27 protein-coding genes are annotated in these 25,163 nt (G+C 41.4%); 20 read left to right on the top strand and 7 right to left on the bottom strand.

Annotated features, from left to right (window positions below; all coding sequences use genetic code 11):
* Positions 1-191: 191 nt before the first annotated feature.
* From E4K68_RS08445 to E4K68_RS08410, 8 genes are all read left to right on the top strand, one after another.
* The gene (locus E4K68_RS08445; RefSeq protein ID WP_135378497.1) at positions 192-2,240 is read left to right on the top strand and encodes an alkaline phosphatase family protein; all 2,049 of its coding nucleotides are present in this window, start codon (positions 192-194) and stop codon (positions 2,238-2,240) included.
* Between the two features lie 155 nt (positions 2,241-2,395).
* A complete protein-coding gene (locus E4K68_RS08440; protein ID WP_135378496.1) occupies positions 2,396-2,722 on the top strand; it encodes a thioredoxin family protein in 327 nt (108 codons plus the stop codon).
* Between the two features lie 25 nt (positions 2,723-2,747).
* The gene (locus tag E4K68_RS08435) at positions 2,748-3,962 is read left to right on the top strand and encodes an FAD-dependent oxidoreductase (protein ID WP_135378495.1); all 1,215 of its coding nucleotides are present in this window, start codon (positions 2,748-2,750) and stop codon (positions 3,960-3,962) included.
* Between the two features lie 341 nt (positions 3,963-4,303).
* Positions 4,304-5,710, top strand: a complete 1,407-nt coding sequence (locus tag E4K68_RS08430; RefSeq protein WP_135378494.1) for a Mur ligase family protein — start codon at positions 4,304-4,306, stop codon at positions 5,708-5,710.
* Positions 5,707-6,453 carry a glutamine amidotransferase gene (locus tag E4K68_RS08425; RefSeq protein ID WP_135378493.1) on the top strand — a complete coding sequence of 249 codons (747 nt, stop codon included), beginning with the start codon at positions 5,707-5,709 and terminating at the stop codon, positions 6,451-6,453. The genes E4K68_RS08430 and E4K68_RS08425 overlap by 4 nt, the downstream gene beginning before the upstream one ends.
* Positions 6,454-6,728: 275 nt before the next feature.
* Positions 6,729-7,007 (top strand): ribbon-helix-helix protein, CopG family, encoded by a 279-nt coding sequence (locus E4K68_RS08420; protein WP_135378492.1) that lies wholly within the window; start codon positions 6,729-6,731, stop codon positions 7,005-7,007.
* Positions 7,004-7,354: a type II toxin-antitoxin system PemK/MazF family toxin gene (locus E4K68_RS08415; protein WP_135378491.1), complete on the top strand. Its 351-nt coding sequence runs from the start codon at positions 7,004-7,006 to the stop codon at positions 7,352-7,354. Before E4K68_RS08420 ends, E4K68_RS08415 begins: the two co-directional genes overlap by 4 nt.
* Positions 7,355-7,434: 80 nt before the next feature.
* Positions 7,435-8,145 (top strand): gamma-glutamyl-gamma-aminobutyrate hydrolase family protein, encoded by a 711-nt coding sequence (locus E4K68_RS08410; RefSeq protein ID WP_135378490.1) that lies wholly within the window; start codon positions 7,435-7,437, stop codon positions 8,143-8,145.
* 240 nt (positions 8,146-8,385) lie between these two features.
* On the opposite strand, the gene E4K68_RS08405 is transcribed toward E4K68_RS08410, so the two are convergent.
* Positions 8,386-9,873 (bottom strand): recombinase family protein, encoded by a 1,488-nt coding sequence (locus E4K68_RS08405; RefSeq protein WP_135378489.1) that lies wholly within the window; start codon positions 9,871-9,873, stop codon positions 8,386-8,388.
* 174 nt (positions 9,874-10,047) lie between these two features.
* Here E4K68_RS08405 and E4K68_RS20340 point away from each other — a divergent pair, with 174 nt between their 5' ends.
* The 8 genes from E4K68_RS20340 (at position 10,048) to E4K68_RS08375 (ending at position 16,472) form a co-directional block, all read left to right on the top strand.
* A complete protein-coding gene (locus E4K68_RS20340; protein ID WP_158291396.1) occupies positions 10,048-10,185 on the top strand; it encodes a hypothetical protein in 138 nt (45 codons plus the stop codon).
* A gap of 209 nt (positions 10,186-10,394) precedes the next feature.
* Positions 10,395-10,625 carry a helix-turn-helix transcriptional regulator gene (locus tag E4K68_RS08400; protein ID WP_199241724.1) on the top strand — a complete coding sequence of 77 codons (231 nt, stop codon included), beginning with the start codon at positions 10,395-10,397 and terminating at the stop codon, positions 10,623-10,625.
* A complete protein-coding gene (locus E4K68_RS08395; RefSeq protein WP_135378488.1) occupies positions 10,618-11,082 on the top strand; it encodes a phBC6A51 family helix-turn-helix protein in 465 nt (154 codons plus the stop codon). The genes E4K68_RS08400 and E4K68_RS08395 overlap by 8 nt, the downstream gene beginning before the upstream one ends.
* A 3-nt stretch (positions 11,083-11,085) precedes the next feature.
* On the top strand, positions 11,086-11,820 hold the full coding sequence (locus tag E4K68_RS08390) for a hypothetical protein (RefSeq protein ID WP_135378487.1): 735 nt from the start codon (positions 11,086-11,088) through the stop codon (positions 11,818-11,820).
* Positions 11,813-11,989: a hypothetical protein gene (locus E4K68_RS20335; protein WP_158291395.1), complete on the top strand. Its 177-nt coding sequence runs from the start codon at positions 11,813-11,815 to the stop codon at positions 11,987-11,989. Before E4K68_RS08390 ends, E4K68_RS20335 begins: the two co-directional genes overlap by 8 nt.
* A gap of 286 nt (positions 11,990-12,275) precedes the next feature.
* Positions 12,276-13,520, top strand: a complete 1,245-nt coding sequence (locus E4K68_RS08385) for a DEAD/DEAH box helicase family protein (protein WP_135378486.1) — start codon at positions 12,276-12,278, stop codon at positions 13,518-13,520.
* Positions 13,521-14,153: 633 nt separating this feature from the next.
* Positions 14,154-14,366 (top strand): hypothetical protein, encoded by a 213-nt coding sequence (locus E4K68_RS08380; protein WP_135378485.1) that lies wholly within the window; start codon positions 14,154-14,156, stop codon positions 14,364-14,366.
* 1,107 nt (positions 14,367-15,473) lie between these two features.
* Positions 15,474-16,472, top strand: coding sequence for a tyrosine-type recombinase/integrase (locus E4K68_RS08375; RefSeq protein ID WP_135378484.1), 999 nt, complete (start codon positions 15,474-15,476; stop codon positions 16,470-16,472).
* A 610-nt stretch (positions 16,473-17,082) separates the two neighbouring features.
* Here the strand turns inward: E4K68_RS08375 and E4K68_RS08370 are convergent.
* From E4K68_RS08370 to E4K68_RS08345, 6 genes are all read right to left on the bottom strand, one after another.
* On the bottom strand, positions 17,083-17,529 hold the full coding sequence (locus E4K68_RS08370; protein WP_135378483.1) for a hypothetical protein: 447 nt from the start codon (positions 17,527-17,529) through the stop codon (positions 17,083-17,085).
* Between the two features lie 124 nt (positions 17,530-17,653).
* Positions 17,654-17,857, bottom strand: coding sequence for a hypothetical protein (locus E4K68_RS08365; RefSeq protein WP_135378482.1), 204 nt, complete (start codon positions 17,855-17,857; stop codon positions 17,654-17,656).
* Positions 17,858-17,912: 55 nt separating this feature from the next.
* Positions 17,913-18,515, bottom strand: coding sequence for a hypothetical protein (locus E4K68_RS08360; RefSeq protein WP_135378481.1), 603 nt, complete (start codon positions 18,513-18,515; stop codon positions 17,913-17,915).
* Positions 18,516-19,277: 762 nt separating this feature from the next.
* The gene (locus tag E4K68_RS08355) at positions 19,278-19,775 is read right to left on the bottom strand and encodes a hypothetical protein (RefSeq protein WP_135378480.1); all 498 of its coding nucleotides are present in this window, start codon (positions 19,773-19,775) and stop codon (positions 19,278-19,280) included.
* A complete protein-coding gene (locus E4K68_RS08350) occupies positions 19,768-20,721 on the bottom strand; it encodes an exonuclease domain-containing protein (protein ID WP_135378479.1) in 954 nt (317 codons plus the stop codon). Before E4K68_RS08350 ends, E4K68_RS08355 begins: the two co-directional genes overlap by 8 nt.
* Before the next feature lie 401 nt (positions 20,722-21,122).
* Positions 21,123-21,434: a hypothetical protein gene (locus tag E4K68_RS08345; RefSeq protein ID WP_135378478.1), complete on the bottom strand. Its 312-nt coding sequence runs from the start codon at positions 21,432-21,434 to the stop codon at positions 21,123-21,125.
* 746 nt (positions 21,435-22,180) lie between these two features.
* Between E4K68_RS08345 and E4K68_RS08335 the strand changes: the two genes are divergently transcribed.
* The 4 genes from E4K68_RS08335 (at position 22,181) to E4K68_RS08320 (ending at position 25,147) form a co-directional block, all read left to right on the top strand.
* A complete protein-coding gene (locus E4K68_RS08335) occupies positions 22,181-22,906 on the top strand; it encodes an amino acid ABC transporter ATP-binding protein (RefSeq protein ID WP_135378477.1) in 726 nt (241 codons plus the stop codon).
* Between the two features lie 104 nt (positions 22,907-23,010).
* The gene (locus E4K68_RS08330) at positions 23,011-23,829 is read left to right on the top strand and encodes a transporter substrate-binding domain-containing protein (RefSeq protein ID WP_135378476.1); all 819 of its coding nucleotides are present in this window, start codon (positions 23,011-23,013) and stop codon (positions 23,827-23,829) included.
* Positions 23,829-24,500: an amino acid ABC transporter permease gene (locus E4K68_RS08325; protein ID WP_135378475.1), complete on the top strand. Its 672-nt coding sequence runs from the start codon at positions 23,829-23,831 to the stop codon at positions 24,498-24,500. Before E4K68_RS08330 ends, E4K68_RS08325 begins: the two co-directional genes overlap by 1 nt.
* Positions 24,497-25,147 (top strand): amino acid ABC transporter permease, encoded by a 651-nt coding sequence (locus tag E4K68_RS08320; RefSeq protein WP_135378474.1) that lies wholly within the window; start codon positions 24,497-24,499, stop codon positions 25,145-25,147. The genes E4K68_RS08325 and E4K68_RS08320 overlap by 4 nt, the downstream gene beginning before the upstream one ends.
* Positions 25,148-25,163 lie beyond the last annotated feature (16 nt).

Below are 25,163 nucleotides of genomic sequence, written 5' to 3'. Positions count from 1 at the left end.
CTTTTCTTAAATGTTCGTGTCTGGTTCCGGAAGGAACGTTGCTGAAATTAGTATGAGGGGCCGTGAAACTTCCCCTCATACTAAGGGATTAAGGGATCTTGAAATTAACTTAGACAGATTTCCTCCTTTATAGATCGGAGGATTTAAATAACCTAAAACGAAAAAATTCATAATAAGAGGAGATAAGTATTATGAAGAGAACAGCACTAACTAATAAATTATTAGTATTAGGTGTCGATGGGATGGATCCAAGAATTACTAAAAAATTCTTGGCCGAAGGGAAAATGCCTAACTTACAGAAATTTATTGAACGAGGATCGGCTAGAGAAGACTTGCATCTACTCGGGGCAATTCCTACGATTACACCGCCTTGCTGGACGACACTTGCTACAGGTGCTTATCCAGGAACCCATGGCATTACGTGTTATTGGAGACAATCGCCGGAAAGTCTGGATGCAGTTGTTTACAATATGGACTCTCGTAATTGCACCGCAGAACAAATTTGGAATATCACCTCTGAAGCTGGCCTGAAGACACTTGTTTGGCATTGGCCTGGGAGTTCTTGGCCCCCAACCTCTCATAGCGAAAATCTGAGCGTTGTCGATGGCACGCAACCAGGTTCTGTGAATATGGGCGTTGCTCAACTTGACTGGGAAAAAGTAATTGTTGCTAAACCCGAGATTAAAGATGTGCGTTATGCACCGAGAGTGGATAAACCAGCGGGTGTTGGCTGTATCATTACCGATTTGGAAGATTCTTTAGACGCTGATGTTGACGATGAAATGATGGAACTTTGGTGGGGCGATACAGCTCGTCAAGGTGGCGAAATTCGCACCTACGTTATGGATGATGAAGATACAGAAGTTGTTATTGGTAGTAAGGTAGCTTATGATATTGTAAACTCTCCGCTCAAGGATGCTACGGGTTGGGCAAATGCTCCAGAGGGAGCTAAAGAATTCACGATCCTAACTTCGGGTGGTGTCATGAGACGCCCTGCTTTAATTCTAAAAAATGAAGCTGGCGAATATGATCGAGTGGCTATTTATAAGAATAAGAAAGCTGAAGTGCCGATTGTTACCTTAGAAAAAGATAAAATGGTATCAGGTATCATCGATGATGTTACAAAGAAAGAAGTCACTAAGCCAGCATGCCGCTCTATGAAAATTTTAGAACTTGATCCAGCAGGCAGTATAGTTAGACTTTGGATTAGCAATGCTCTCGATATTTCGAATGACCAATTATGGCATCAGAAATCTCTCTATAAAGATATTCGTGAAAATGTTGGGGAAGTTCCACCGGTTAGCTTAATCGGCGGAGAAGATGCTGAATTGGTACGCGAAATCTTTGAACCATCTTGGGTACAATACAACCAATGGCAAGCTGATTGCATGAATTATTGTATCAAGGAAAAAGGATACGAAGTCGTATTTTCTCATCTCCACAATATTGACTGTGCAGGTCATCAGTTATGGCATCTTGGAAAAACTCTAGAACCATGGAACCACACAGATGAAAAAACCTATCAAGGGTTTATCGAAAAGTTTTATATCCAAACAGATGATTATCTTGGCGAATTCATGCATTTATTAGATGAAGGTTGGACTGTGTTAGTCCTTAGTGATCATGGTCTTATAGTTGGAGAAAACGTGCCTCCTATTATTGGAGAGTATGGTGGTCTCAATACAAAGGTCATGGAACAACTGGGTTATACCGTCATGAAAAAAGATGAAAATGGCAATTCCATAAGGGAAGTCGATTGGGAAAAGACAAGGGCCGTACAGATCCGTAGTAACTATATTTATATCAATCTCAAAGGCCGTGATAAAAATGGTATCGTGGATCCTAACGATAAATATGATTTAGAAGAACAAATCATCTCCGATTTATATAATTACAGAGATGATAGGACGGGTAAACGTGTGATCGGCATCTGCCTTAGAAACAAAGATGCTGTGTTAATTGGTGCTAATGGACCAGAATGTGGTGATATTTTCTTCTCAGTTGAAGAAGGATACAATCGATTGCATGGTGATAGTATTTCAACGTCAGAAGGATATTTCGAGACATCCGTTTCGCCGATTTTTGTAGCAGCAGGTTCTGGTATTAAGTCTGGATTCACAACAGATCGTACGATCCGACAAGTTGATGTTGCACCTTCCGTCTCGGTATTGCTCGGTTTGCGTTACCCTGCGCAGTGTGAAGGGGCTCCAATTTATCAAATTTTCTCTGAAGATATTTAAACAAAGCGTTATATGCGCAGCTATCAGAAGCGCACTCTGATAGCTGCTTTTTAAATGAGAGAAAGCGACCATACTTCATCGAAAAGACTGTGTAAACGCTGATATATGATTTTATAGTTGATTAAATACAATGTTAATTTTAAGGAGTGGAGAATATGTCCTTGCAACAATTGAACTCTAACCGTTTCGAAGAAATTATCTATGATAATTGTGATCCCTGTTTGGTGATCTTCTCTAAGAAAACCTGTCATGTATGTAAAGAAGTCGTTCCAATGTTAGAAGAATTGCAACTCCAATATGAAGGTAAATTTGGTTTTTATTATGTGGATGTTGAAGAAGATCAGGAGTTATTTAAACGGTTTTCATTAAAAGGCGTTCCGCAGACCCTCTTTTTCAATGAGGGCGAGTATCAGGGAAAACTCGCTGGTAAAGTTGAGGAGGAAAACATCGAAGAGAAAATCGCAGAAGTCCTTGGGGCATAATCAAATTTAAAGGGATGTGGAAGACGTGGGTAATAGTTATGATTTGATCATTATTGGGGGTGGCCCTTCTGGGCTTTCTGCTGCCATTTATGGTGGTAGGGCTAAGCTTAGGACCTTAGTTATTAATAAAGGGACGATCGGTGGTTTAGCGGATACAACTAGGGAAATAGTCAATTATCCTGGATATATCCAAGTGAGCGGGCCCGATCTTATGAAAGATTTCCATAAGCATGCAGTGAGTTTTGGAGTGGAATTTTTAAAAGAAGAGGTTCTCAGTGTTGATTTTTCTCAAGAGGAGAAGATCATTAAGACCAAAAAGGGAAAGGAAATTACCGCCAAAGCCGTTATCGTTGCCTGCGGTAGTGAGCCGAGGCTTCTGAATATCCCCGGTGAAAAAAGACTTCGGGGGAGTGGCGTGGCCTATTGTGCGACTTGCGATGCCGAGTTCTTTGAAGGCGAAGATGTTGTCGTTGTTGGGAGTGGTGACCAGGCCATCGAAGAAGGCATGTTCATTACCAAATTTGCTCGAAAAGTAACCGTGATTGTTTTGCATGATGAAGGAGTTCTTGACTGTAATAAAGTCAGCGCTGAACGAGCATTTAATAACGAAAAAATGGAGTTTATATGGAACTCAACGATTGAAGAAGTTCTTGGGGAAGAAAATGTAGAAGGGGTAAAAATTAAGAATCTAAAAACAGGCAGTTCATCTGAACTTACCTGTCAGGGTGTATTTTTCTTCGTTGGTATGATTCCGTCAACCCATTTTCTAAACGAAAGCGGACTTGAAATGGACAAGAGAGGGTATATCCCCGTCAATGACCTTATGGAAACGAACCTTGAAGGGATCTACGCGGTCGGCGACAATCGAGTGAAATATTTAAGACAAGTTGTCTCCGCAGCAGGTGATGGTGCGACTGCAGCCGTAGCTGCTGAGCGATACATCGGAGAACTCAATGATTTTAATTCAAATGTTCTACAAAATAATAAAAAGATACTATTATTATTCTTCAATGTCTTAGTCAATGAAAGCTTGGAATTCAGCACCTTATTAGAAAGACTCATTAGTGAAAATGGTGATGAATATAAACTATTCAAAGTTGATATGGCAACAAAGAAGAATCTTGCTGGAAAATATGAAATAGAAAAGGTACCCGCAGTTGTTGTATTGGATAAAGGGGAAGAAATCAAACGGCTGGACTGTAGCATGAATATAGAAAAACTAAAATCTCAATTATGCTAGCCTACTCCTTGTAGAGCAAGAAGGAATGTCGATGCAATACGTTCGAAGGTAGTACTCTTGAGCTGGTATTTTGAACCCCGAATAGCAATCGAGGCAACACGCATATATATAGTAGTTTTAAGCGACCGCAAAGTAAGTTCTTTGTCGGTCGCTTTAATTTCACAAAGGAAGATAAGAAGGTGAACCTCTCCCAGGGCTATATTAATAGGAAGCTTTAAAGAACAAAGATAACAACTTGGTTTAGATTAATTTATAAGAAAGGTTTGTTTCAAGCCTTTTTTGGTTGATAATACAAATGAGAGAGTGCTACAATTGAGGAGATTACGAGTAAAGGAGCTAACATGAAACGAACGTGGCGTTTTTGGGTTGCCTTATGGGCTGGAAAGATAGTTACTATGGGGTTATTGATTGCTGGGAAAAATGGGACGACGTTACCCGGAAAAATAGCAAACTGGCTTGACCCCCAGATCATGCGGCACTTAAGTGTGGCGTATACGGATGGGATTATTATGGTCACTGGAACCAATGGGAAGACGACAACTGCCAATCTCCTCGCGAATATTTTGCGTGAGGCTGGGAAAGTCTTTGCCTTTAACCAGGCCGGTGCGAACCTCGTAACCGGAATTACTGGTGCTTTGATCCAAAACACATGCTGGAACGGAACCTCTCAGGCTAGTGTGGCTTTATTGGAAGTCGATGAAGCGACGGTACCTAAACTTTGTAGGCAAGTGTCTCCTGATTTAGCGATTATCACTAATTTCTTTCGAGATCAACTCGATCGTTATGGTGAGCTCGATACAACGGTTCGTCTGGTGAGAGAATCTTTGCCTAAAGAATCCGTTCTCGTGTTAAATGCTGATGATCCCTTGGTAGCCCAGTTTGGCAAGGATCATGCTGAGGCCTTATATTATGGGGTGGAACGTACCCCAGATAGCCGAAGTGAGAGCCAGGAAACTAGGGAAGCAAGATTTTGCCCAATCTGTGGAACTGCTCTTGACTATACGCTTTTTCATTATGGCCAATTAGGAGTTTTTAATTGTTTAGGCTGTGGATTTCATCGGCCTAAGCCTGAAATATTGGCTGAGAATATCCGACCTGAGGAGGGGCTGCTTCTGTTTCAGGTGGGCGTAACTCCGTTTGCACTGGCTTTGCAAGGGTATTATAATCTTTATAACGCGTTAGCAGCTCTTACGGCTGCTCGTCAACTGGGACTAGACGAAGTTTCGATTCAAAAAGGATTGCGAGAGTTTATTCCGCAAGCAGGACGGATGGAGCGTTTTTATTTACCAGAGGGGGAGATCACCTTAACTCTGGTGAAAAACCCAACAGGGTTTGATCAAGTCATTCAAACAATGCTTGGCTTTGAAAAACCCCTGCGGATTTTGATCGGAATCAATGACTTGGCTGCGGATGGACGAGATATTTCCTGGCTTTGGGATGTCAATTTTGAACGATTAGGAATGCAAGAGGAGCGCATACACCAGGTAGTTTGTGCAGGACTTCGTGCTGAGGATATGGCTTTGAGGCTGAAATATGCAGGCGTATCTGAAGAGAAGATTGTCCTTGAACATAGCTTGACAGAAGCACTTAATTGCTTGCAAGCGAATCGTGCTGAAGAAGCGGCTGTTTTTATATTACCCACGTATACTTTACTATTTCCACTTCGCGAAATTTTAGAACGTCATCAAAATGGTGCGGGATTATCCACTTCCCAAGCAAAAGACCGCGGAGAGGAGGCCAACGCGTGAAACTGACTATTTGCCATCTGTATCCGGATTTGCTCGATCTCTATGGAGATCGGGGTAATATTATGGCATTGGCAGCCCGTTGTCGTTGGCGTGGGATTGAACCAGTGATTCAACAAGCCTCGCTAGGTGACGACTTGGATTTTATGGGAATGGACATTCTATTTATTGGCGGAGGGTCGGACCGTGAACAAGGAATTCTTGTCCAAGACCTGATGCGTCGGGAAAGTGACCTCCGAAGTGCCATAGAGCAAGGCCTTGTGGTGCTTTCTATTTGTGGTGGCTATCAAATGTTAGGAAAATACTATCAAATGGCAGGTGGAGAAAAAATTCAAGGGTTGGGTATCTTAGATATTTGGACGATCGCCGGTACGAAGCGTTTAATCGGAAATGTGGTTGTGGAGCTTGATGAAAAAGTCTTAAGTGCCGCTAAATTTCGGACATTGGTTGGGTTCGAGAATCACTCAGGCAAAACTTATTTAGGTAAAGGGGTTATGCCTTTGGGTAAAGTCCTCTTTGGTCAGGGAAATAATGGAGATGATCATCAGGAAGGGGTGCGGTTCAGGAATGTCTTTGGAACGTATTTACACGGCCCACTTCTCCCGAAGAATCCACACTTTGCCGATTTGTTGTTGGAATTGGCTATGAAAAGGCGCGGATCTGACACTTGTTTACCTAAACTTGACGATCACTTGGAAGAATTAGCGCATGAGGCCATGGTTAAAAGGCTACTGAAACACGCTTAAAGACAATTCGATATTGGCTTAGACGACCTGCTTAAAATACTTTCTGACTTGTGCAAAATAACAGTATATCAAGCGTGATATACTGTTATACTATCATCAATGAACGATTTAATCGTAAGATTATCTTGAAATTTACTACCTTCCATAATTTACATGGCTAAATAGCCTTATTTTCAGGGGGTTTGGGCTCATTTACCTTTCTAGTTCGTTGACACTTTTTTGCTTTACTGTCTATAATAGAGTATAGCTTCGGCTAAATGACTGGGGGTGCTAATGTGGCAGAAAGTAAACGGATTATGATCAGTTTGCCGGAGAGCTTGCTTGCAGAAGTGGATGGCATTGTTACTGTAGAGAAGCGGAATCGTAGCGAATTTATTCGAGAAGCGCTGAACAGTATCCTTCACGAACGCAGAAAGAAAGGAATCCACGAGCAGATGCGCAAAGGATACCAAGAAATGGCGCAGCTGAATTTGTCAATAGCCAAGGAGTTGTTTTCAACGGAACAAGAAGTATTAGAGTATTATGAAGAAACGATGGTGGAGTGTCGGCGATGATCATAAAACGCGGGGAAATCTACTACGCAGAGCTTAACCCCGTTGTCGGCTCAGAGCAGGGAGGGACTCGTCCTGTCCTTGTGATTCAAAACGACATAGGGAACCAATTCAGTCCGACGACAATAATTGCCGCGATCACTTCACAGATTGCAAAAGCTAAATTACCTACTCACGTCGAAGTAAGATCTAAACGAAGCGGCTTGGAACGGGATTCCGTCATACTCACGGAGCAGATTCGGACGATTGATAAAAGTCGTCTTAAGGAAAAGGTAGCTGTTTTGGATGAAGAAGTGATGCTAAGGGTTGACCAAGCCATTGAAATTAGTTTAGGACTTGCGGATATTTAATATATAGCTTCAGTCAAGAGAGACAGCGTTGCGGCGCAAAACCGACGCTGTTTTTGTGTTGAGAGGGGAGAAGGGGACGGATGTTAAAAAAACCTGTGATTGGTATTACAGCGGCTCATTGTACAGAAGAACTAAAGACATTTCCAAGGCATTATTATGTAGAAAGCATTCGAAAAATGGGTGGGATACCTTTGATCGTTCCACCCGTCCAGACACTAGAAGAGGCGACTGACGTTTTGAACCTCGTACATGGCTTGCTTTTAACGGGCGGAGGGGATATTTCTCCCCTATATCTAAAAGAGGTTCCTCACATCGGAATTGGCGAATGTTTTCCCGAACGGGATTTCAGCGAAATCTTATTGACTCAGCTAGCCTTGGAGAAGAATCTCCCCCTTCTGGGAATTTGCCGTGGTATTCAGGTTTTGGCGGTGGCAGCTGGGGGAAGAATTTATCAGGACATTCCTAGTCAGTATCCTAGCTCAATGCAACATAGCCAAACCGCCCCACGACAATACGCTTGGCATGATGTGACGATCTCAGAGGAATCGATTCTCTATCATCTTTTTAATAAGACGAAAATTGGAGTCAACAGCCTACATCATCAAGCTGTATCAGAAATCCCGCCAGAATTTATTCAATGTGCGTTTGCTTCCGATGGGATCATTGAAGGAATCGAAAAGTCCAACGCAAAGTTTTGTCTAGGGGTTCAATGGCACCCGGAGAGTATGATGGAGACGGAAGTGCATAGCCAGGCTTTGTTGAGTGGCTTTGTCAAAGCATGTGTTGATTAGATGTACTGTGCATAACCTTCCGAAGAATTTGGGAAGCACTTCAATCATCGACGACAAGTGAATAAAACGAAAGCACCCGCCGTCCATCGCTATATTGTAAACGATAATATCGCACTGTAAATATAAATGCCCATTGGCAGCCTCACTTTCATATTGCGTAAACACAGCGACAACCATTCGATTGGGATACGAACTTAATTCGTACCCCAATCGAATGGTTGTCGCTTTTTTGTTTTTTAATCAGTTCAATTCAATAGTTAGCGTAACCTCTTCGCCCTCCCGTAAATATTCGACTTTGGCGAACAACTTGTGAAAAGCCCGATTCAATTCGTTATCGTTAACCTCTTCAGTCCATTGTCTACAAAATTCCTCGATATATTCTAAACGCTGTTCGTTGGTCAACCCGCTAGTATTGCGAATGGAGTTTTGTATCTCGGAAATCTCACGTTGTTTGCTAACTATCTCTCCTTGGCGTTTCGCCTTTCGTTCAAGATATTCAAGGCGGGCAATATCGCCAAGTTCGTATAAGTCGTTAATCCTTTGTACTGCCCCTGTGAGCTTTGTTAGTTCGCTTTGTTTGCGTTGGAGTTGACGTTCTAACGACTTACGTTGTCCACTAGATTTCGTGGCTTTAGGAGCGTTAACTAGTGTTTCCTGCAACTTGCCTAGTTCGGCTCTGATTGCCTTGTATACTTCCGACAAACTAACGCCCTTATTCTCACAACGTACGCCCTCGGGACTACGGTAGTTGCATGCCTTGAGCAAGTTACCGTTAGAGTTCTTTTGTATTTGATGTAAATGGCCGCACTTTGCACAACTAACAACACCCGACAAGGGATGGCGACCCTCTCGCGAACGTTTAGGCAACTGCTTTCTAGCCGCTAGGAGCGTGGCAACCTTATCAAACGTTTCTTTGTCAATAATTGCGGGGAACGAGTCAGGAACTACAGTCCATTGTTCCCGAGGGAGAGCAATCTCTCTGCGCTTTTCTTCGCCATTACTATCAGTAAATTTCTCCCAACGAGTTCGACCGTGAACAGCGTATCCGATATATGTTTCATTTGGGAGGATTCGCTTAATCTGATTTACATGCCAATTGCCATCCTTGCGAGTTGCTATACCTCCAATATTTAGCCAAGCAACTATTTCGTGATAATTCTGCCCTGCTAGAACCCGAGCGAATATCTCACGCACGATAACAGCCTCACTTTCTACGATTTCAAGACCTTTGGTAGATGAGTTATAAAGGTAGCCAATCGGAGGAACACCGCTCACCCAATAGCCTAATTTCGCTGATCTATTTACACCATCGTTAAGCCTCCGCTTTGTGTTCTCAAGTTCGCGGGCGTTGATGATATGTTCAAAGTCGTACATGTTGGATTCGTTGAAATCAATTGTTTTTGTAAGCGTAATAATTTTAGTGTTTGAGTCTTTGAACGTTTCTTGAACTATCCCGCCGTCCTTCATGTTTCCGCGAGTCAATCGCGATTGCTCCGTAACCAACACTCCATCATACATTTTAGCTTGCACGTTGGTGAGCATAGCTTTCATTTGTTCGCGGGATTGGATCGATTCACCCGAGCAAACTTCGCGGAATACATCGACAATTCTATATCCGTTTCGTTCAGCTAATTCGCGTAAAGACCGCTCATGTCTAGCCAAAACATCTTCCACACTTTGTTCTTTCGAGTCTGCCCTACTCTTTCTCAAATACAAACAAATATCCATTATCGTTCACAACCCTTTATCATTGCTAGTGTTTTTGGGACAAGTCGATTATAGCACAAGGCGAACGATTTGTTTGTTGGTAATCATTTACTGTCACTTTACTATGTTTTTACGCTAATTGAACTGTCACTGATTTAGCGGAAAGCGTTTTTAACAGTGAAAGGGGCGATAGTAATGAAAAAAGCAAAAATCACAGTTAAGGTAATTGTTAAGAATGATTTATCCAATAATGCTTTTCGCGATTTCGTAGAATTAATAGTTAGTTTCGCTGAGAAACGTATTGAAAATAATGCAAAAAAGATAATTAGTTAGGTTGTGAGATATGCCTTTACGTCACTATAAGAGTGAGAAGGTGATTTTCGTTGTCACTTTCTATTTTCATATGCTCCTCCTTAATTATGAAAACACCAATTACTCACGAGGAATCGAGTTCCCGTGCAAGTGAATTTGGTGTTTTCTTTTTTGTTTATCCCGTATTCCACCGCGACCAACATTAGAAACGGAAAGGGCGGCTGATAGATTTGAACAATAAATCTTTAGCGAGTACCGCAACGCTTTGCCGCATGATTCGCCGCAAGCATCGACTTACACAAAAAGAATTAGCGAAACTTCTTCAAATTTCACAGGGTAACGTTTCAAAAATCGAAAAAGGGAATCTAAGTGGCAATATACTCGCGCTAAAATTGCTGTATTTATTGGTACTAGACAAAGAAGAACTGCAAGAAGGAGGAGGGATTATCTCATATGAATAAGCCTACACGCATACCAAGCATCGCTAAGGATATAAAGGGGTTACCCTCACTCACGCCAACCATGATAATCTGCGCAGAAATGATTATTCAGAAACGCGGACAAAGTCCAAGCTATGACGAGATTGCTAAAACCGCGGGAATTAGCACAAGGCAATTACATCGCTACCGATTGGAAAACGAGGACTTTCAAAACTACGTTCGCCGCCGCTCATTAGTAGAATGCAATTTGCTCCTTCCCCAAATTATGTCGTCCCTCACAGAAAACGCCATCAGCGGTAATGTTCGTGCCGCAGAATTAGTATTGAAATCTCTCGGAATGCTGTTGCAATCCCACGAAATTTCTGTTTCACCGATCATAGATAGGTCGACGGAAACGATAAATATTGAAATTCAAGAACTCAAAGAACGTTTAGGCTTGAATGATAAACCCAATATAAATGAAATGGAGGACGAATAAGAAATGAACGAATTTGAGATAGTCTCGAAAAGGTTTGCTAATTTAAACGAACAAGGAACTTCAACTATTAATAATCTTCAAGCCACGCTCCGCGCCTTGGAGGTACAGTTATCCGAACTTAAAGTAGAATGGCAACGGATGTTAATTCGGGAAATCGAGGGCGAAAAAGTTAACCTCAAAAAATGCCAAACCCGGATGCGTGAAGTTGAAAGCGAAATATCAGTTACAAAAGAACTTCTTGCGACTGCGGAATATCACAATAAGAACCAATTAGCTGAACTGATTTTCGAGTTAGAAATCGCTAGGAATAACGCCCATAAAGATATTTGTAATGAGGTTACTACAAAGAGCGACAATTTAAAGCGTAAACGTTGCGAGTTCTTACTCGCAGCAAAGGAAATTGGCGAAATTCAAGCTAGAGGTGGCGAATTAGAAAGGAAGTTTCTAAATGCTGTTCGTCTTGCTTATGGAAGCGAGCAACACGCCACGTATAAGCCATCACGTAAGGTCGGGTATCCGATTGTTAATTTATATTCTGACAACGAGGGCGTTTTTTCCCACGTAGCTCCAAATACTTACGAGGTAATGGATGCGTTAAATTTTGGCAAGGTTCCTTTTTTTGTAATTTGGTATGGACTTTATAAAGAACTCCTAAGTGAAAATGAGGCGCGAAAACGATTAGAGGAAATAAAACGTTTGAAGGAACTCAAACGAATGGGGGAAAAATCAAATGGATAATAACAAACCCGCTTATCTTTATCTCATTGAGGGCTTTACCGCACTTGAGGAACAAAGAAAGAATATGGAGCAACAACAGGAACCACAATCAACAATAATTGACAATACTAAGCCAAACAGACCACCATTGGATTTGTTTCGAGAGTATTATGAAAAGGCTCAGAAATAACGCGAGTAAAATAATTGCACAATACAAATATGCCTCCATTCGCCTGACAAGCGTGTGGGGGTATTTTTTTGTAGTTATTCGAATCTACGAACCACGAGGTAAAGGCTTTTAATCGGTACAAATATGCGTATGAGGAGCGCGTAAAGGGCGTCCTAAGCATTCTGAATCGTGGAAGTATGCAAATTTACCCCGCATTTTACACTGTTTATTTTTCGTTAATGACACGCTAACTCGTTATTTGCGTTTTAGCTATTGGAAAACAAATTTAACGGGAGGTAGAAAAGAAATGGATAAGGTCAAAGTGATTGACAGTATGATGGGAACGGGCAAAACGTCTTACGCAATTCAACTAATGCAAGAGGCAGGCGATTCACAAAAGTTCATTTATGTTACACCGTTCCTCGATGAGGTAAAACGTATCCGTGAAAGCGTAACTAACCGCAAGTTCAAAGAACCCGATGTTAAACACGGAGACGGAACCAAATTAGATTCGCTCAAACGGTTAATTGCTAATGGCGAGGACATCGCGACAACTCACGCTTTGTTTGCAATGGCTGACGATGAGCTAATGGATTTGTTGAAATGGGAGAATTACACGTTAATGATTGATGAGGTCATGGAAGTTATTTCAGTTCTTCAAACCGTAAAAAAAGGTGATATTACCATTTTAGAAGATTCGGGGACTATCGAAATTGACCCTCGCACGATCCAAGTCCATTGGACAGCAGACCCAAAGTTGAACACGAAATACAACGAGGTAAAAAGCTATGCTTTGGCAGGGAATTTGTTTTCCGTTAACAACACCGCGTTTTTATGGAACTTTCCCGCTAAGATTTTTGGGTTCTTTGACCAAGTATTCATAATGACGTATATGTTCGAAGGTCAATTGCAACGGTATTACTATGACCTCCACAAGATTAAATACGATTATAGCGAAGTTACAAAAGTTGGTGAACGTTATGAACTCGTTTCACGGGTATACCACGACCGCTCGCATCTAAAACAGTTGATAATCATCCATGACAGTAAGCTTAACGACATTGGGCAAAAACAATCACTTTCAAAATCATGGTTTGAGAATAAAAAAAATGCTCCAAAGATTTCACAACTGAAAAACAACCTTTACAATTATTACCGTAATTATACCAATTCTAAGGCTGACGACTTCATTTGGACAACGTATAAGGACTACAAAAAGCACATTACGGGTAATGGTTTTGGCAAAGAGGAGTCGAAGAACAACACGGATTCAAAAGGGAAAGCGTGTTTCGTGCCATTTAATTTACGAGCGACCAATCGTTACAAGCATAAGACAACGCTAGCTTTCTGTTTAAATCGTTATATGAACCCGATGGAAGAACAGTTCTTTGCGCAACGTGGCGTAAAGGTTAACGAGGAACTTTTTGCACTAACCGATTTACTTCAATGGATTTTTCGTTCAGCTATTCGCGACGGTAAACCCGTAGACATTTACATTCCCTCTAAACGAATGAGAGATTTGTTGAGTGCGTGGTTAAACAACGAGACTTAATGCGGGGGTTCGAGGCCACCGTTACTAAATAAAAGTTAGTAAAATCGTCAAAGATTCAGCCTATAATGCTGGTTTCGGCGTTTTTTTCTTAAGAATAAATAGGGTAATTTTTGCGAATGGATAACCTCGGGCATTCGCCCTTTGGTTTGCTCGGGGTTCCCCCTTCGCACATACTCTATAGATAATAACACTATTGTTGAGATACAACGTTAATGTTGAATAGTGCGATGGTGAGCAAAGCGAGCCATGCCCCGTTAGGGGCGATAAGAGCCGCGTAGTTAACGATGGTTGCCGCTATTTTAGTGCTTAACGTTTGTAGCCTTTAATACGTTGTTGTCAAAATTACGAAAGAAAACGTTTTATAGGTTAACGGGTTCAAATTAACGTAATGAGAGGTGAAAGAAATAGATGGTCACCATAGTCGTATAAATGCCCTTTTAAGCGGTTTAAAGAATTCAAGAGGGAAACCACCCACTAAATTTCGATTATCATAGACCACACTTCGAGATGCAAAAACAGTTTATCGTTGGCATTAAATACGGCAGGCCATTAAAACAACAGCCGTATTCCTTACTCATGATAAGGTATACTAATTAATATAGAAATCATCCTTATAAGAATGGAGCATTATTCATGCATGGAACAACGTATGTAAAAGATACTCCCGTGCTCATGATATTTGGAATCACATTCATTGTGTTTTTTGGTTGGTTGTTGAGACGAAATTATCAACGATTTGATTTTAAGCGAAAATACAGTAGGCTTTTTTTCATCTTGGATAACTATGAATTAGTAGGTGCGGTTTTAATTGGTATCGGACTTATTATGGTAGCGATTTTTGCATAATGTTTCGCCTTAAAAGCTAACGGTGAGGTTTTAACGCCCGCCTCACTTTGTCATCATATGAACGTATAATCACGGGCAAACAGCACCTATCGTCCGATTCCTGAAAAACTTCCTCGAACGTTCGGAGAAAAATAAACCCGTCCATCGTTCGCAAAACTGCGATGGTAGGCGAGTTTGTTGGTTATTACGGAATTACGTAAACACGTATGAGTAGAGGTAATCGGCAAACAGAAACGCTAGTTTCAACATCACAAAAAGAGACTTATACCATTCGCAAAAAACGCTTGTCATGCGGGTTGCGGGCTTTTCGTTCATTCGTATTATCGAAAGGAATTTTAAATCGGCAGAACTCACTTAACATCGTTTGTTACCTCGTTAAGTCCACGTAACATCACCACGTTTTGAGCAAGCGTAAGCAAACTAATCCATATTACCCTATAAGGCCAAGGATGTTGGCTTAGATACTATTTGTCTAGGTGAGGGCGTATAACCCCGCCTTTTTTAAGTTCACATATGCAGAAAGTTGCGTGTGTTAATAGGTGAACAGGCGCAGGAATTTGCGTGTGTACCTACGCAGAAACTTGCGTATAAACAATAAACAGTTGAACAATAACCATATTAACAATAAAGAGAGACAACATTCGATTACATAATAACGAATTGGCTATTGTTGAGAAAGAAAAGGTTATTCCGTTATTGAGTGAATCTAATAATTAACGACCACAGGAACGAGCTTTCCTAAAGCTACAGGAACAAGCTTTCCTATGGCCACAGGAACGTTCTTTCCCTATAACGAGGTGGTGTATCAAATAAAGTTATTTGCCGCAGATAATCGCAAGCTATCCCTTACTTTTGTATATGCGTAGAGAGGCGTAGAGCTTGTTTTAAGAGCTTATAAAGGCATGCGGGGTATAAACCCTAATCCGCTTTTTGCGTTGCGAGAAGGCAACGGATAACCGCCGCCGAGCTATTGAACATACACTTTAATTGGCGTATATCTTAATTGATATACGACGAGATACGCGATATAATGTGCTTATATTAACCGATTATAGTGCATTATCACGCTAAATTCTTGTCGTATATCACTAAGGAGGCGCAGACATAATGGAACAATTTATTGACAACATAAGGGCGCAGGGCAAAAGCGAGTTAACGGTTCGGCAATACAAATCGAGCATCAAACGTTTTTGCGAATGGATGAGCGCGAACTCAAGCGATACCCCCCAACACCCCCCCACCCCCTTTGAGGCTCCCAAGCTAGAGCATAAAATAAACATACAATTTTTTGAATCTATTGGAACCCAATCGAACCCCAACGCGACCCCATCGGATCCCCTCGAAAATCTAACGTTTATAGTTCGCCAAGCTACACAAAAGGATGTTGCGAACTATAAACGATTCGCCACAGCAAATTGGAAACCTAACACAGCACGCCAACGCTTAACGCAATTGCGGGCATACCTCGAATTCCTTGTTGACCGCGGCGAGATCATCGACAATCCATGCAAGCACGTTGACCCCGTTATTGTTGGAACCCTCGCACCAAAATGGTTAAACTCGCAAGAACAAAATACGTTGATACGGTTCGTTCGCAAGTTTGGCGACCTCCGCGAGTATACAATTATTACTTTGTTGTTACACACGGGTTTACGGGTGCAGGAACTTTGTGATTTGCGAATGAACGATATTGAGTTAACCGAGCGCAAGGGTAAGTTGATTGTTCGCAAAGGTAAATGGAACCGTTACCGCGAGATCCCGTTAAACGTGGATTGCCGCAGGATCCTAACTCAGTACATCGCGGAACACAATCCGACGGAGTTCCTTTTTGGATCCCAACGATCCGCCGCGTTAAGCACTCGCGGGGTTCAACATATCTTTACAAAGTACCAACAATTCACGGGCATAGACGATTTAACCGCGCACACGTTGAGGCATACGTTTTGCCATGAACTCGTAGGGCGCAAAGTGCCGTTGGATGTTGTCGCGAGATTGGCGGGGCATATGAAAAAGGACGGATCCCCGAACATACAGCAAACGTTAATCTATACCGCACCGAGCGAAGAGGATTTGGCGCGAGCGGTTGAGGAATTGAGTTGGGTTTAGAAAAAAACTCGTAAAATATGTAGAATAGCCAAACGCGGGACCCCCAAAAGGAAAACCCGCTTTTTTTTATACACATTCTCAAAAACAATTTACGGCGATTACGAAATGTGGCAATACAGTAGTTTTGAGCGAAAAAAAAGCACCTGAATATTTCGACGTTGCAGCGACACCAGTACGCCCTGTACTATGCCACTGTCTCTCAGAATGAGCCACCCTATTAAACCTGTTTTAATTCATATTAGTAGGATAATGGGAAGAAGAGATTCACTTACAAATGCCTTCTGCTTCCTATACGCTCTGTGTTTCGATAATAACGTTTATTTTACGGATGTAATGTCTAACATTGAACGCCGTTCTTGTTCTAAAAGCGAATCGATACCAAATTCAACGTTTAGAACATATCTTTCCTTCAACCTTGCAACAAATGGCTTTGACCAAGCTATTCCTTAAATGGGAGTTTACCAAAATCCCACTTATCGACTAAAGACAAAAATAAGATAAGTCATAACAGGTGAGGACCCCCTTCGTCGCGAAGTATTTCTTTTGGGATAGGAGACTTTCGTCACCGAAGCCACGCTATTTAACCCTTAACTGAACGATTTCACTCGGCTTAGAGTGTTAAAATATTTCCGTAGATAATCCCTCCGAGACCTAAAATCAAACGCACTATCGTTGGAGCAAAGCTCCAAAGAACATGGCTCTTTTCATTTTTAGGAATAATACCAGCTCCGAACACTAAGGCTGCAAGGATTATTGCTAAAACGGGCGTGACAAATGCTCCAAAGATAACTAAGCCGATCAGCCCACCAGCCAAGCTGGTTATAACTTTACTTTTATTTGCAATTCGCCCGACAACAAGCAGGAGCAACATTCCTGCCATTCCCCGAAGCAAAAGAGGTATTTCCCATCGCCAAAACAATGCTAAATCATGGCTAAAAAAGTTAATTCCACTTAAAACTACAGTTGCCGCAACTGTACCCCAAATCCCTCCAAAAAAAATCATACCAGATGAGATAAGTAACAGCTCTTCTAGTAATACTAGTTGAACGAATCCCAAGCAACCTCTCTCCTTACCCAGCACTTTCCTGGTATTATAACCTAATATTACCTATATAACCCATATAAATATTTTCAGGATACACCACAAATTAACCTTGGGGTAGCCAACCAAATAATGCAAATCAAAGCTGAGACCATAGTTTAGTGCAATTCTTAAACCCTTCAGTATAAATGATGCCGCCTAACCTCAGTGTTGGGCGGCATTCGTAGATAACTGGATGTTCACTAAATGGGAGTTTAGCGAACCAAATTACTTCAAACGTAGAAACTGCAACGGTGATGGGGACAAGTTTGACTACAAACATCAAAAACAATATTCTCATCAATAGATGCCCTCCTACTTTATATAAACGCGGGAGGGCATCTGAGAATTCATAGATGTCAGGACGGGTTCATTGGCACCGTATTTCCTGCATTGGAATTCACATCTGAGTAGATAGGTTGAACCGTATTTCGTGAGACAGGAGCTAATTTAATTTGCTCACTTGTTTGCTCAGTCGGCTTCAAGTAATCGTTTTGTGGAGGAGTATCGAAAAGTGAATCGTGACCCAATTTAGAGGCTGAGAAGGTAGTAAGTAGCCCATATACCATATTGCTGAAAACGTAAGAAAGGTTACTTGCTGCATCTTTAGGTTTAACGCTATTCTGAGGAACAACATTTGGAATGGCTGTAGCTATGGCTCCGATGCCAATCCCGGCTAGTACGCCTTTTGCTAAAATTTTATCCCGCCCATTTTTCGACATATCATTGATTATATATTTGGCTCCTAAAATGCTCACAGCGGAATTCATTATGAATCCAAGGATATGCCCCCTCAACGTCTTCGCTTCACTTTTTGAAACAAACATTCCTGCCGCAGCCTCCCTATATGACCTCTTAGAGATACCTGCCATATGTGAGGGTATGTCAACCAACATTAATCCGGCTAAACCAATCATCCCCGATACGATTGCCAGAGTGTTTCTATCCTTAATTTTTGCCATAGTAATAAAACCTCCTTTGTCGAGTATTTTGTATCTAATTAATTCTAATTACACATGGTAAATAAAGTTATTCAGTTAGATTAATACAAATAAAATACAAATTTCAAAAAGCAAAGGGGGTAAGATTATGATGAATAAAGCATTTTTACTTCGCTAAAGACCCATACTGTCATACAGGGGAGCTCGAACCTTTTCGGTTAGCGGCTTCGGGAATTCTTTCTAGCCAACCGTGTTCGCCAAGGCTTGCCCAAAGATGTTCGCCAAGGCAGCACAAGAGAACCGAATTGCGGCGTTGGAATGGGTTGGCGAGAACATTGTTAACCGAGCCGACTACTCACAAATTCAATAAAAGGACATAGAAAAAGCGAGAGGCGAAAACCTCCCGCTTATTTTTTTTGCTTTTTTGATCAACACGAATAGGCGTAACCCTGGGTGAGTTACGCCTAAATTCCCCCTTACGCCTCGCGAGGGCATAACAGAGTATAATTGCCGAGGCAATTTTCGTGAGTGCTTATGTAAGGGTTCAACGGGCGCGGAATTGCTACTAATCAACACCAAGATATATTGCCACCAACTTCTAAATTCATACTGTCACACGTTCCCCCCTTTGCGTTGTGTAAAAGCATCAAACGTTAAAGGGGTTGGGGGCAAGTGACTTCACGCGTGCCAAGTTTCGTTTCTGAAATGACCGTTGCCGAGTTCGAGGATGAATTACAAAAGTTACCTACGGCGCAGTTCATTAAGGTTCCGCAATGGCGTAAGTTAATCCATATGTGAACTCTTATTTAACCCATAAAAGATCTTTCCGCTTATTAAATTTTTCCTGTATTGGCAACCAACTGATAAACGTTTGTCAGGTTGAATGCAAACTTTCTCGTCAGAACATTGGATATATCTTGAGCAACAGCTAAACAGTTCAACGTTCAACAGCGAGAAAGCCTCGTCGTATAACTGTAAGAATAATGGATAAAGGGTTTTCAACTCTTCAACTGAATTAAATGAAACTCTGCTCCACAATTCGTCTGATTGTAAACGTTCCGTCTTAATAGAATCGTCATTTGCCCATAGGTGTTCGTAAGAATTCTTTAATCCAATATAGTTTGTTTTTCCGCACCGCACCCTTAATGAGTGTATCCCCAAAAATTTGATGGAAGAATATGCGAGATTATCAATTATTTCAATTTCAGCGTCGGAGCCTTTTTCCGCTTTAATCATGGCGGCTATTTCATTGCAAATCTCGGAAGGAGTTAAATTATCCACAGTTCTCATCACCTATCATCTTATAAAAGTCAGCCTCGGAGATAATCTGTATCCCCGTTCCTGCGTTTGCGTATTCAATTGCTTTTCTAGTTTTAGAACTAGAAGTCTGACCTTTAAGTAATCTGTAGTCTTGCTGACCGAGTATTAGGAAGTCGGTCTTTCGGGTAATTCTTTCTGCAAGTTGTCCACCCAAATTTGCGATGATTTGATAGGCATTCGCGCGACTCAAGCCACCGAGCGCACCCGTGAATACAACAGTTTTCTGATAAAATTCATTACTGTTATCAAATTCATTAACGACAGCCGTAATTCTTTTTGAAAGTGGAACAGATTTAGACTTGGTTAAACGAGCAGGCTCGCCTTTAATATGTTGGCAAGTAGAATAATAGGAGTCGCTAATCGTTCCAAATTTTAAGTCGATATGTTTGGCAAAATCATCGACACAAGTACAACCTGTTGAGTTAACCATATGTATTAATATCTTTGCAGTTGCTTCAGCATCCTCAAGCGCATCATGATGGTTGAAGGAGATACCAATGCTATTTGCTATGGTGTCTAGGCTATAGTTCAGTAGGTTACTGAAAACCATACGACTCGCTTTATAAGAACAAAGGTATTTAGAACGAGGGTAGCGGATGTCATAGTAATTCAATGTGTTAAGTAAAACGGAAATATCAAAAGAGGCATTATGGGCAACAATAGTTTGGTTTTCAAGATAGGGTTGTATTTCTTCCCAACAATCACAAAATCGCGGTTTATCTTGTAATTGCTTCTCACTGAATCCATTAACCAATACATTGAAGTAGTCGAATTCAAAAGGTTGAGGATAGATTAGCCAAGATTTTTTCTCAACAATTTGCGAATTTTTTACCAAGATTATACCCAAAGAGCATGCACTTGTTCTTTTCGAATTCGCCGTTTCAAAGTCAATAGCTACGAAATCCACAATTTATCTCCTCCCTTAACTCCCAAACACTAATTGCAGCACCTAGGCATTCTATAAACGCAATATTGTAATTTCAATATTTTAGTTGGTATCCCTTCTATGTGACAATCATAATGGTTATACGACAATTTAATCACTTGACGAGAGGAGGAGTTCACACCGATGAGAGGGCACACCTCTTTTGGAATACGGTCAACTAAAATGATTTGAATTAAGTGTTATTACCTCGGGGTAAACGTGAAAAACCCGCCCAAATCACAATGGATTGAGCGGGAAAAGTAGTAAATATTTAAATAGAAAGATTATTCAACCGATTAAATCGTTTAGTATCTATGAAATCGGTAGATGATGCGGAAAGTGTGCAGAGAAAATCGTTTGTAAGCTTACCCACGTCTCTTTAGTTATTCTAAACGTTGAATCATTTTTTCCCAACCTTCGACATCTTGCCCTGCCAAATACATGCGGTCAAGTGCCTCCATGTACTGCGCCTTAATGTTCAACGTATACAAACGGTAACTTTTAAATTTGCTTATGGTAACGTTACATAACGGAGCGAGCATCGAATCAAAACAACATTCAACCCACCATAATTGTCGCATTTGCGTTGGTGTTATACTCTCCATTTTTAACCCCTCGGGGTATAGCTTTTTTAGTGCATTGTATAAAGGCTTTTCTTCCTCTAACTCATTTCCGATACAGAATTTGTTTTCCAAGTTGTCGCCTCCTATGATGTCATTATATCTAGATTCCTTTTCATTAGTATCAGCTTTTAAACGAAGAATTCACCAAATCAACTACGTAATAGAGGGGTATAGCGATACTTAAATAGAAAGATTTATCCAACGGATTAAACCGTTTAGTATCTGAAATAATGTGTGTATTCGCAAAGTATAAATATTTTTCAACCGTGGCAATACTCATATGCCCGAGTTGCGTTCTTAAACTTGCGGTACTGCCGCCATTACGTAAGAACTCAATGGCAAACGAAAGGCGAAATGTATGTGGGGGAATACTATTGTCTCTAATAGTTGTTCTCTTACAATATTTCGTTATATTATGTATGGTGCGGTCATCGCAAGGCTCGCGGACGTGTCAAGGCAAACGGATTTAAGGTTATTGTTCGCAAAGGAACGCGAAAAGGAGAAGGCAATTACGCCCTCTCCTTTCGTTTGAAAACAACCTGCATACATGTTTGCATAGATAGTATCGTTTACAAACATGCAGTCCATAGCAGGTGCTTTCTCCATTTTTGGTGTCGCGCCAATTGGCGCGATCTCAATGTCAGCTCATTTTTAGTTTAAAACATGGACAAGTATTTGTCAACTAAAGACCATGTATACAGTATTATAAATAATTCAATAGAGGAATTCGTATAGTTATGACGAAATTTAAAAACATAACTGTTCTATTATAGAAATAACAAAAAAGAAAAAAACAGAAAAATGGAAGGAGCACCCGCTTGATTCAATTAGAAGGGGTAAACAAACATTTCGGACATTTACATGTCCTCAAAGACATTAATCTAACGGTAAATTCGGGGGAGAAACTGGTCGTCATTGGCCCTAGTGGATCAGGCAAGAGCACTTTAATCCGGTGTATGAACCTTCTGGAGAAGCCTAGTTCTGGTAAGGTGACGGTTGACGGAGTAGATATTACAGCCCACAAGGCCCAGGTGGCTAAAGTACGTCAATCAGTTGCCATGGTTTTTCAACAATTTAACCTCTATCCTCATAAAACGGTTCTGGAAAATTTGACACTTGCTCCTATGCTAATTAAAGGAGTCTCTAAGGATGAGGCAACGGAGACCGGTATGGCTTATCTTAGTCGTGTTGGACTAAAAGAAAAAGCAGGTGTTTATCCCTCGCAACTTTCAGGAGGTCAGCAACAACGTGTAGCTATCGCACGAGCTTTGGCTATGAAACCCAAAATTATGCTCTTTGATGAACCAACATCGGCTTTGGACCCAGAAATGATTCAGGAAGTTCTCGACGTTATGGTAGATCTAACCCATGAGGGAATTACAATGGTCGTAGTCACTCATGAAATGGGATTTGCCAAAACGGTTGCCGACCGTGTCATCTTTATGGATGAGGGGCAGATTGTAGAGGCAAATTCTCCCGAACACTTTTTTGCGAATCCAACCCACGAACGTACCAAGTCATTTTTAAGCCGGATTCTACGCTAAGAAACGAATTCGGTAGGGGTTATTAAATAGGACTAATTCCTAGTGGTTAAAAAGAAGAGCGCAGTAGTCCTGCGACTAGAGGATTTTAAGAGGAGGATTTTAGAATGAAGAAAGCTGGAATGGTTTTATCAAGTCTATTATTAGTAGTGGGTTTGGTCAGCGGATGTGGGGCTTCGCCGGCAGCGTCAACGACTCCGTCAAGCAGCGCCACTGCGGTCCCTGCTGATGTCAAGGCTATCAAAGACCGTGGCGTGCTCAAAGTAGGGGTTAAGGTGGATGTCCCGAAATTCGGATATAAAGATCCTGCAACGGGTAAAATTGATGGCTTTGAAATTGATTTGGCTAAAGCCATGGCTAAGAAAATCATCGGAACTGAAAACATCGAAACTACAGCTGTAACCGCTAAAACACGGGGTCCAGTCTTAGATAGTGGGGACGTTGATATGGATATATCGACGTTTACCGTAACGGAAGAACGCAAAAAGAGTTATAATTTCTCGGATGCTTATTTTACCGATGGTGTGAGATTATTGGTTAAGAAGAGTGCTGGAATTAAGAGCTTGAAGGATTTGGACGGCAAAAAAATTGGGGTAGCGCAAAGTGCAACCAGTAAAAAGGCTGTTCAGGCAGAAGCTGACAAGGTTGGAGCTAAGATTACTTTCTTAGAGTTTGGCACCTATCCGGAGATTAAAACGGCCCTGGATTCTGGACGGGTTGATTGTTTCTCAGTTGATGGTTCTATCCTTTTTGGATATTTAGATGATTCGACGGTAATCCTGCCGGATAGTTTTAGTCCTCAGGAATATGGAGTCGCCTCTAAAAAGGGAAATGACGGAGTTGCTAAAGTGGTTAATGATACAATTGCAGAGTTGAAGAAATCTGGGGAACTCGATAAAATGATCCAAAAGTGGGGTCTTAAATAGTGGTTGGACCTTTTGCCTGGTTTAAATGGGTAGCGCTTTTCCAAGATAAGGCGGTATTTGTTGAAGGGTTCAAAAATACCATTATTTCCTCCGTTCTCGCCCTTTTACTGGCCCTTATATTAGGGGTTGTATTTGGGGTATTAGGAACCTCTCAGTGGACACTCGCAAAAGTTTTCAATCGCATCTATGTTGAATTTATTCAAAATACGCCACTCGTCATCCAGGTTTTCTTCCTCTATCATGGGCTTCCACATATGGGCATTATGCTACCGGTTATGGTGGTGGGTGTCTTGGGTGTCGGAGTATATCATGGTGCTTATATAGCCGAAGTGGTCAGAGCCGGAATTAATTCAATTCATAGAGGGCAAATGGAGGCTGCACTGTCGCAAGGATTTAGTTTTTGGGGAGCTATGCGTCATGTTATTTTGCCTCAAGCTGCGCGATTGGTTTTGCCTCCGCTCACTAATCAAGCTGTTAACATGATTAAAAACACATCTGTTCTGGCTATGATCGCCGGTGGCGACTTGATGTATCATGCCGATTCATGGTCGAGTGACAATCTCTATTATGGTCCTGCCTATGTGGCTGTTGGACTGCTCTATCTCCTTCTCTGTTTGCCTCTAGCAACACTGACCCGTCGCTTGGAATCTAAGGGAGGGGTGTCGGCATGATTCAAGAGGTATTAAAGCCAGAGATATTCAGGTTTCTAGGGCAAGGATTTTTAACGACACTTTATATTGCCGTCATGGCTATTTTGATTAGTTTTGTCTTTGGAACGTTTCTGGGTATTGCGCGGTATTCAAAACAGGCTATCTTAGGAAGAATCGCTGCGTTGTACATTGAGAGTGTCCGTAACATCCCAATGTTGCTATTCATCTTAGTCTTTCGGTTTATGACGACGATGAAACCCGTTAATTCAGGAATCGTAGCGATTGCCGTCTTCACTTCAGCTATCATTGCTGAAATTGTCCGTGGTGGGTTGAACTCCATTGACAAAGGACAGTGGGAAGCCGCCAGGGCTCAGGGTTTTTCCTATCGCCAAATCTTGGTGCATATTATTTTACCTCAGGCCTTTCACAAGATGATTCCACCGTTGGTATCACAGTTTATCACGGTAATTAAGGACACATCATTTGTCTGGGTTGTGGGTGTGGAAGATCTTACGGGTAAGGGAATGATTATTCTAGGCCAATACGGTTCAACAGGTCAGGTCTTCACCGTCTTCGGGATGATCGCCTTAACGTATTTCGCACTGAATTATTCACTTTCGATTTTGGCTCGTCGTCAACAACTTAAGATGGTGCACCAAAGTTTTTAAAGAATTCTAATGTTAA

It is taken from the genome of Desulfosporosinus sp. Sb-LF (assembly GCF_004766055.1).
In the GTDB taxonomy this organism is placed as follows: Bacteria; Bacillota; Desulfitobacteriia; order Desulfitobacteriales; family Desulfitobacteriaceae; genus Desulfosporosinus.
The sequence above is the reverse complement of the archived record's forward strand: the minus strand, read 5'-3'. Positions and strand labels throughout refer to the sequence as shown.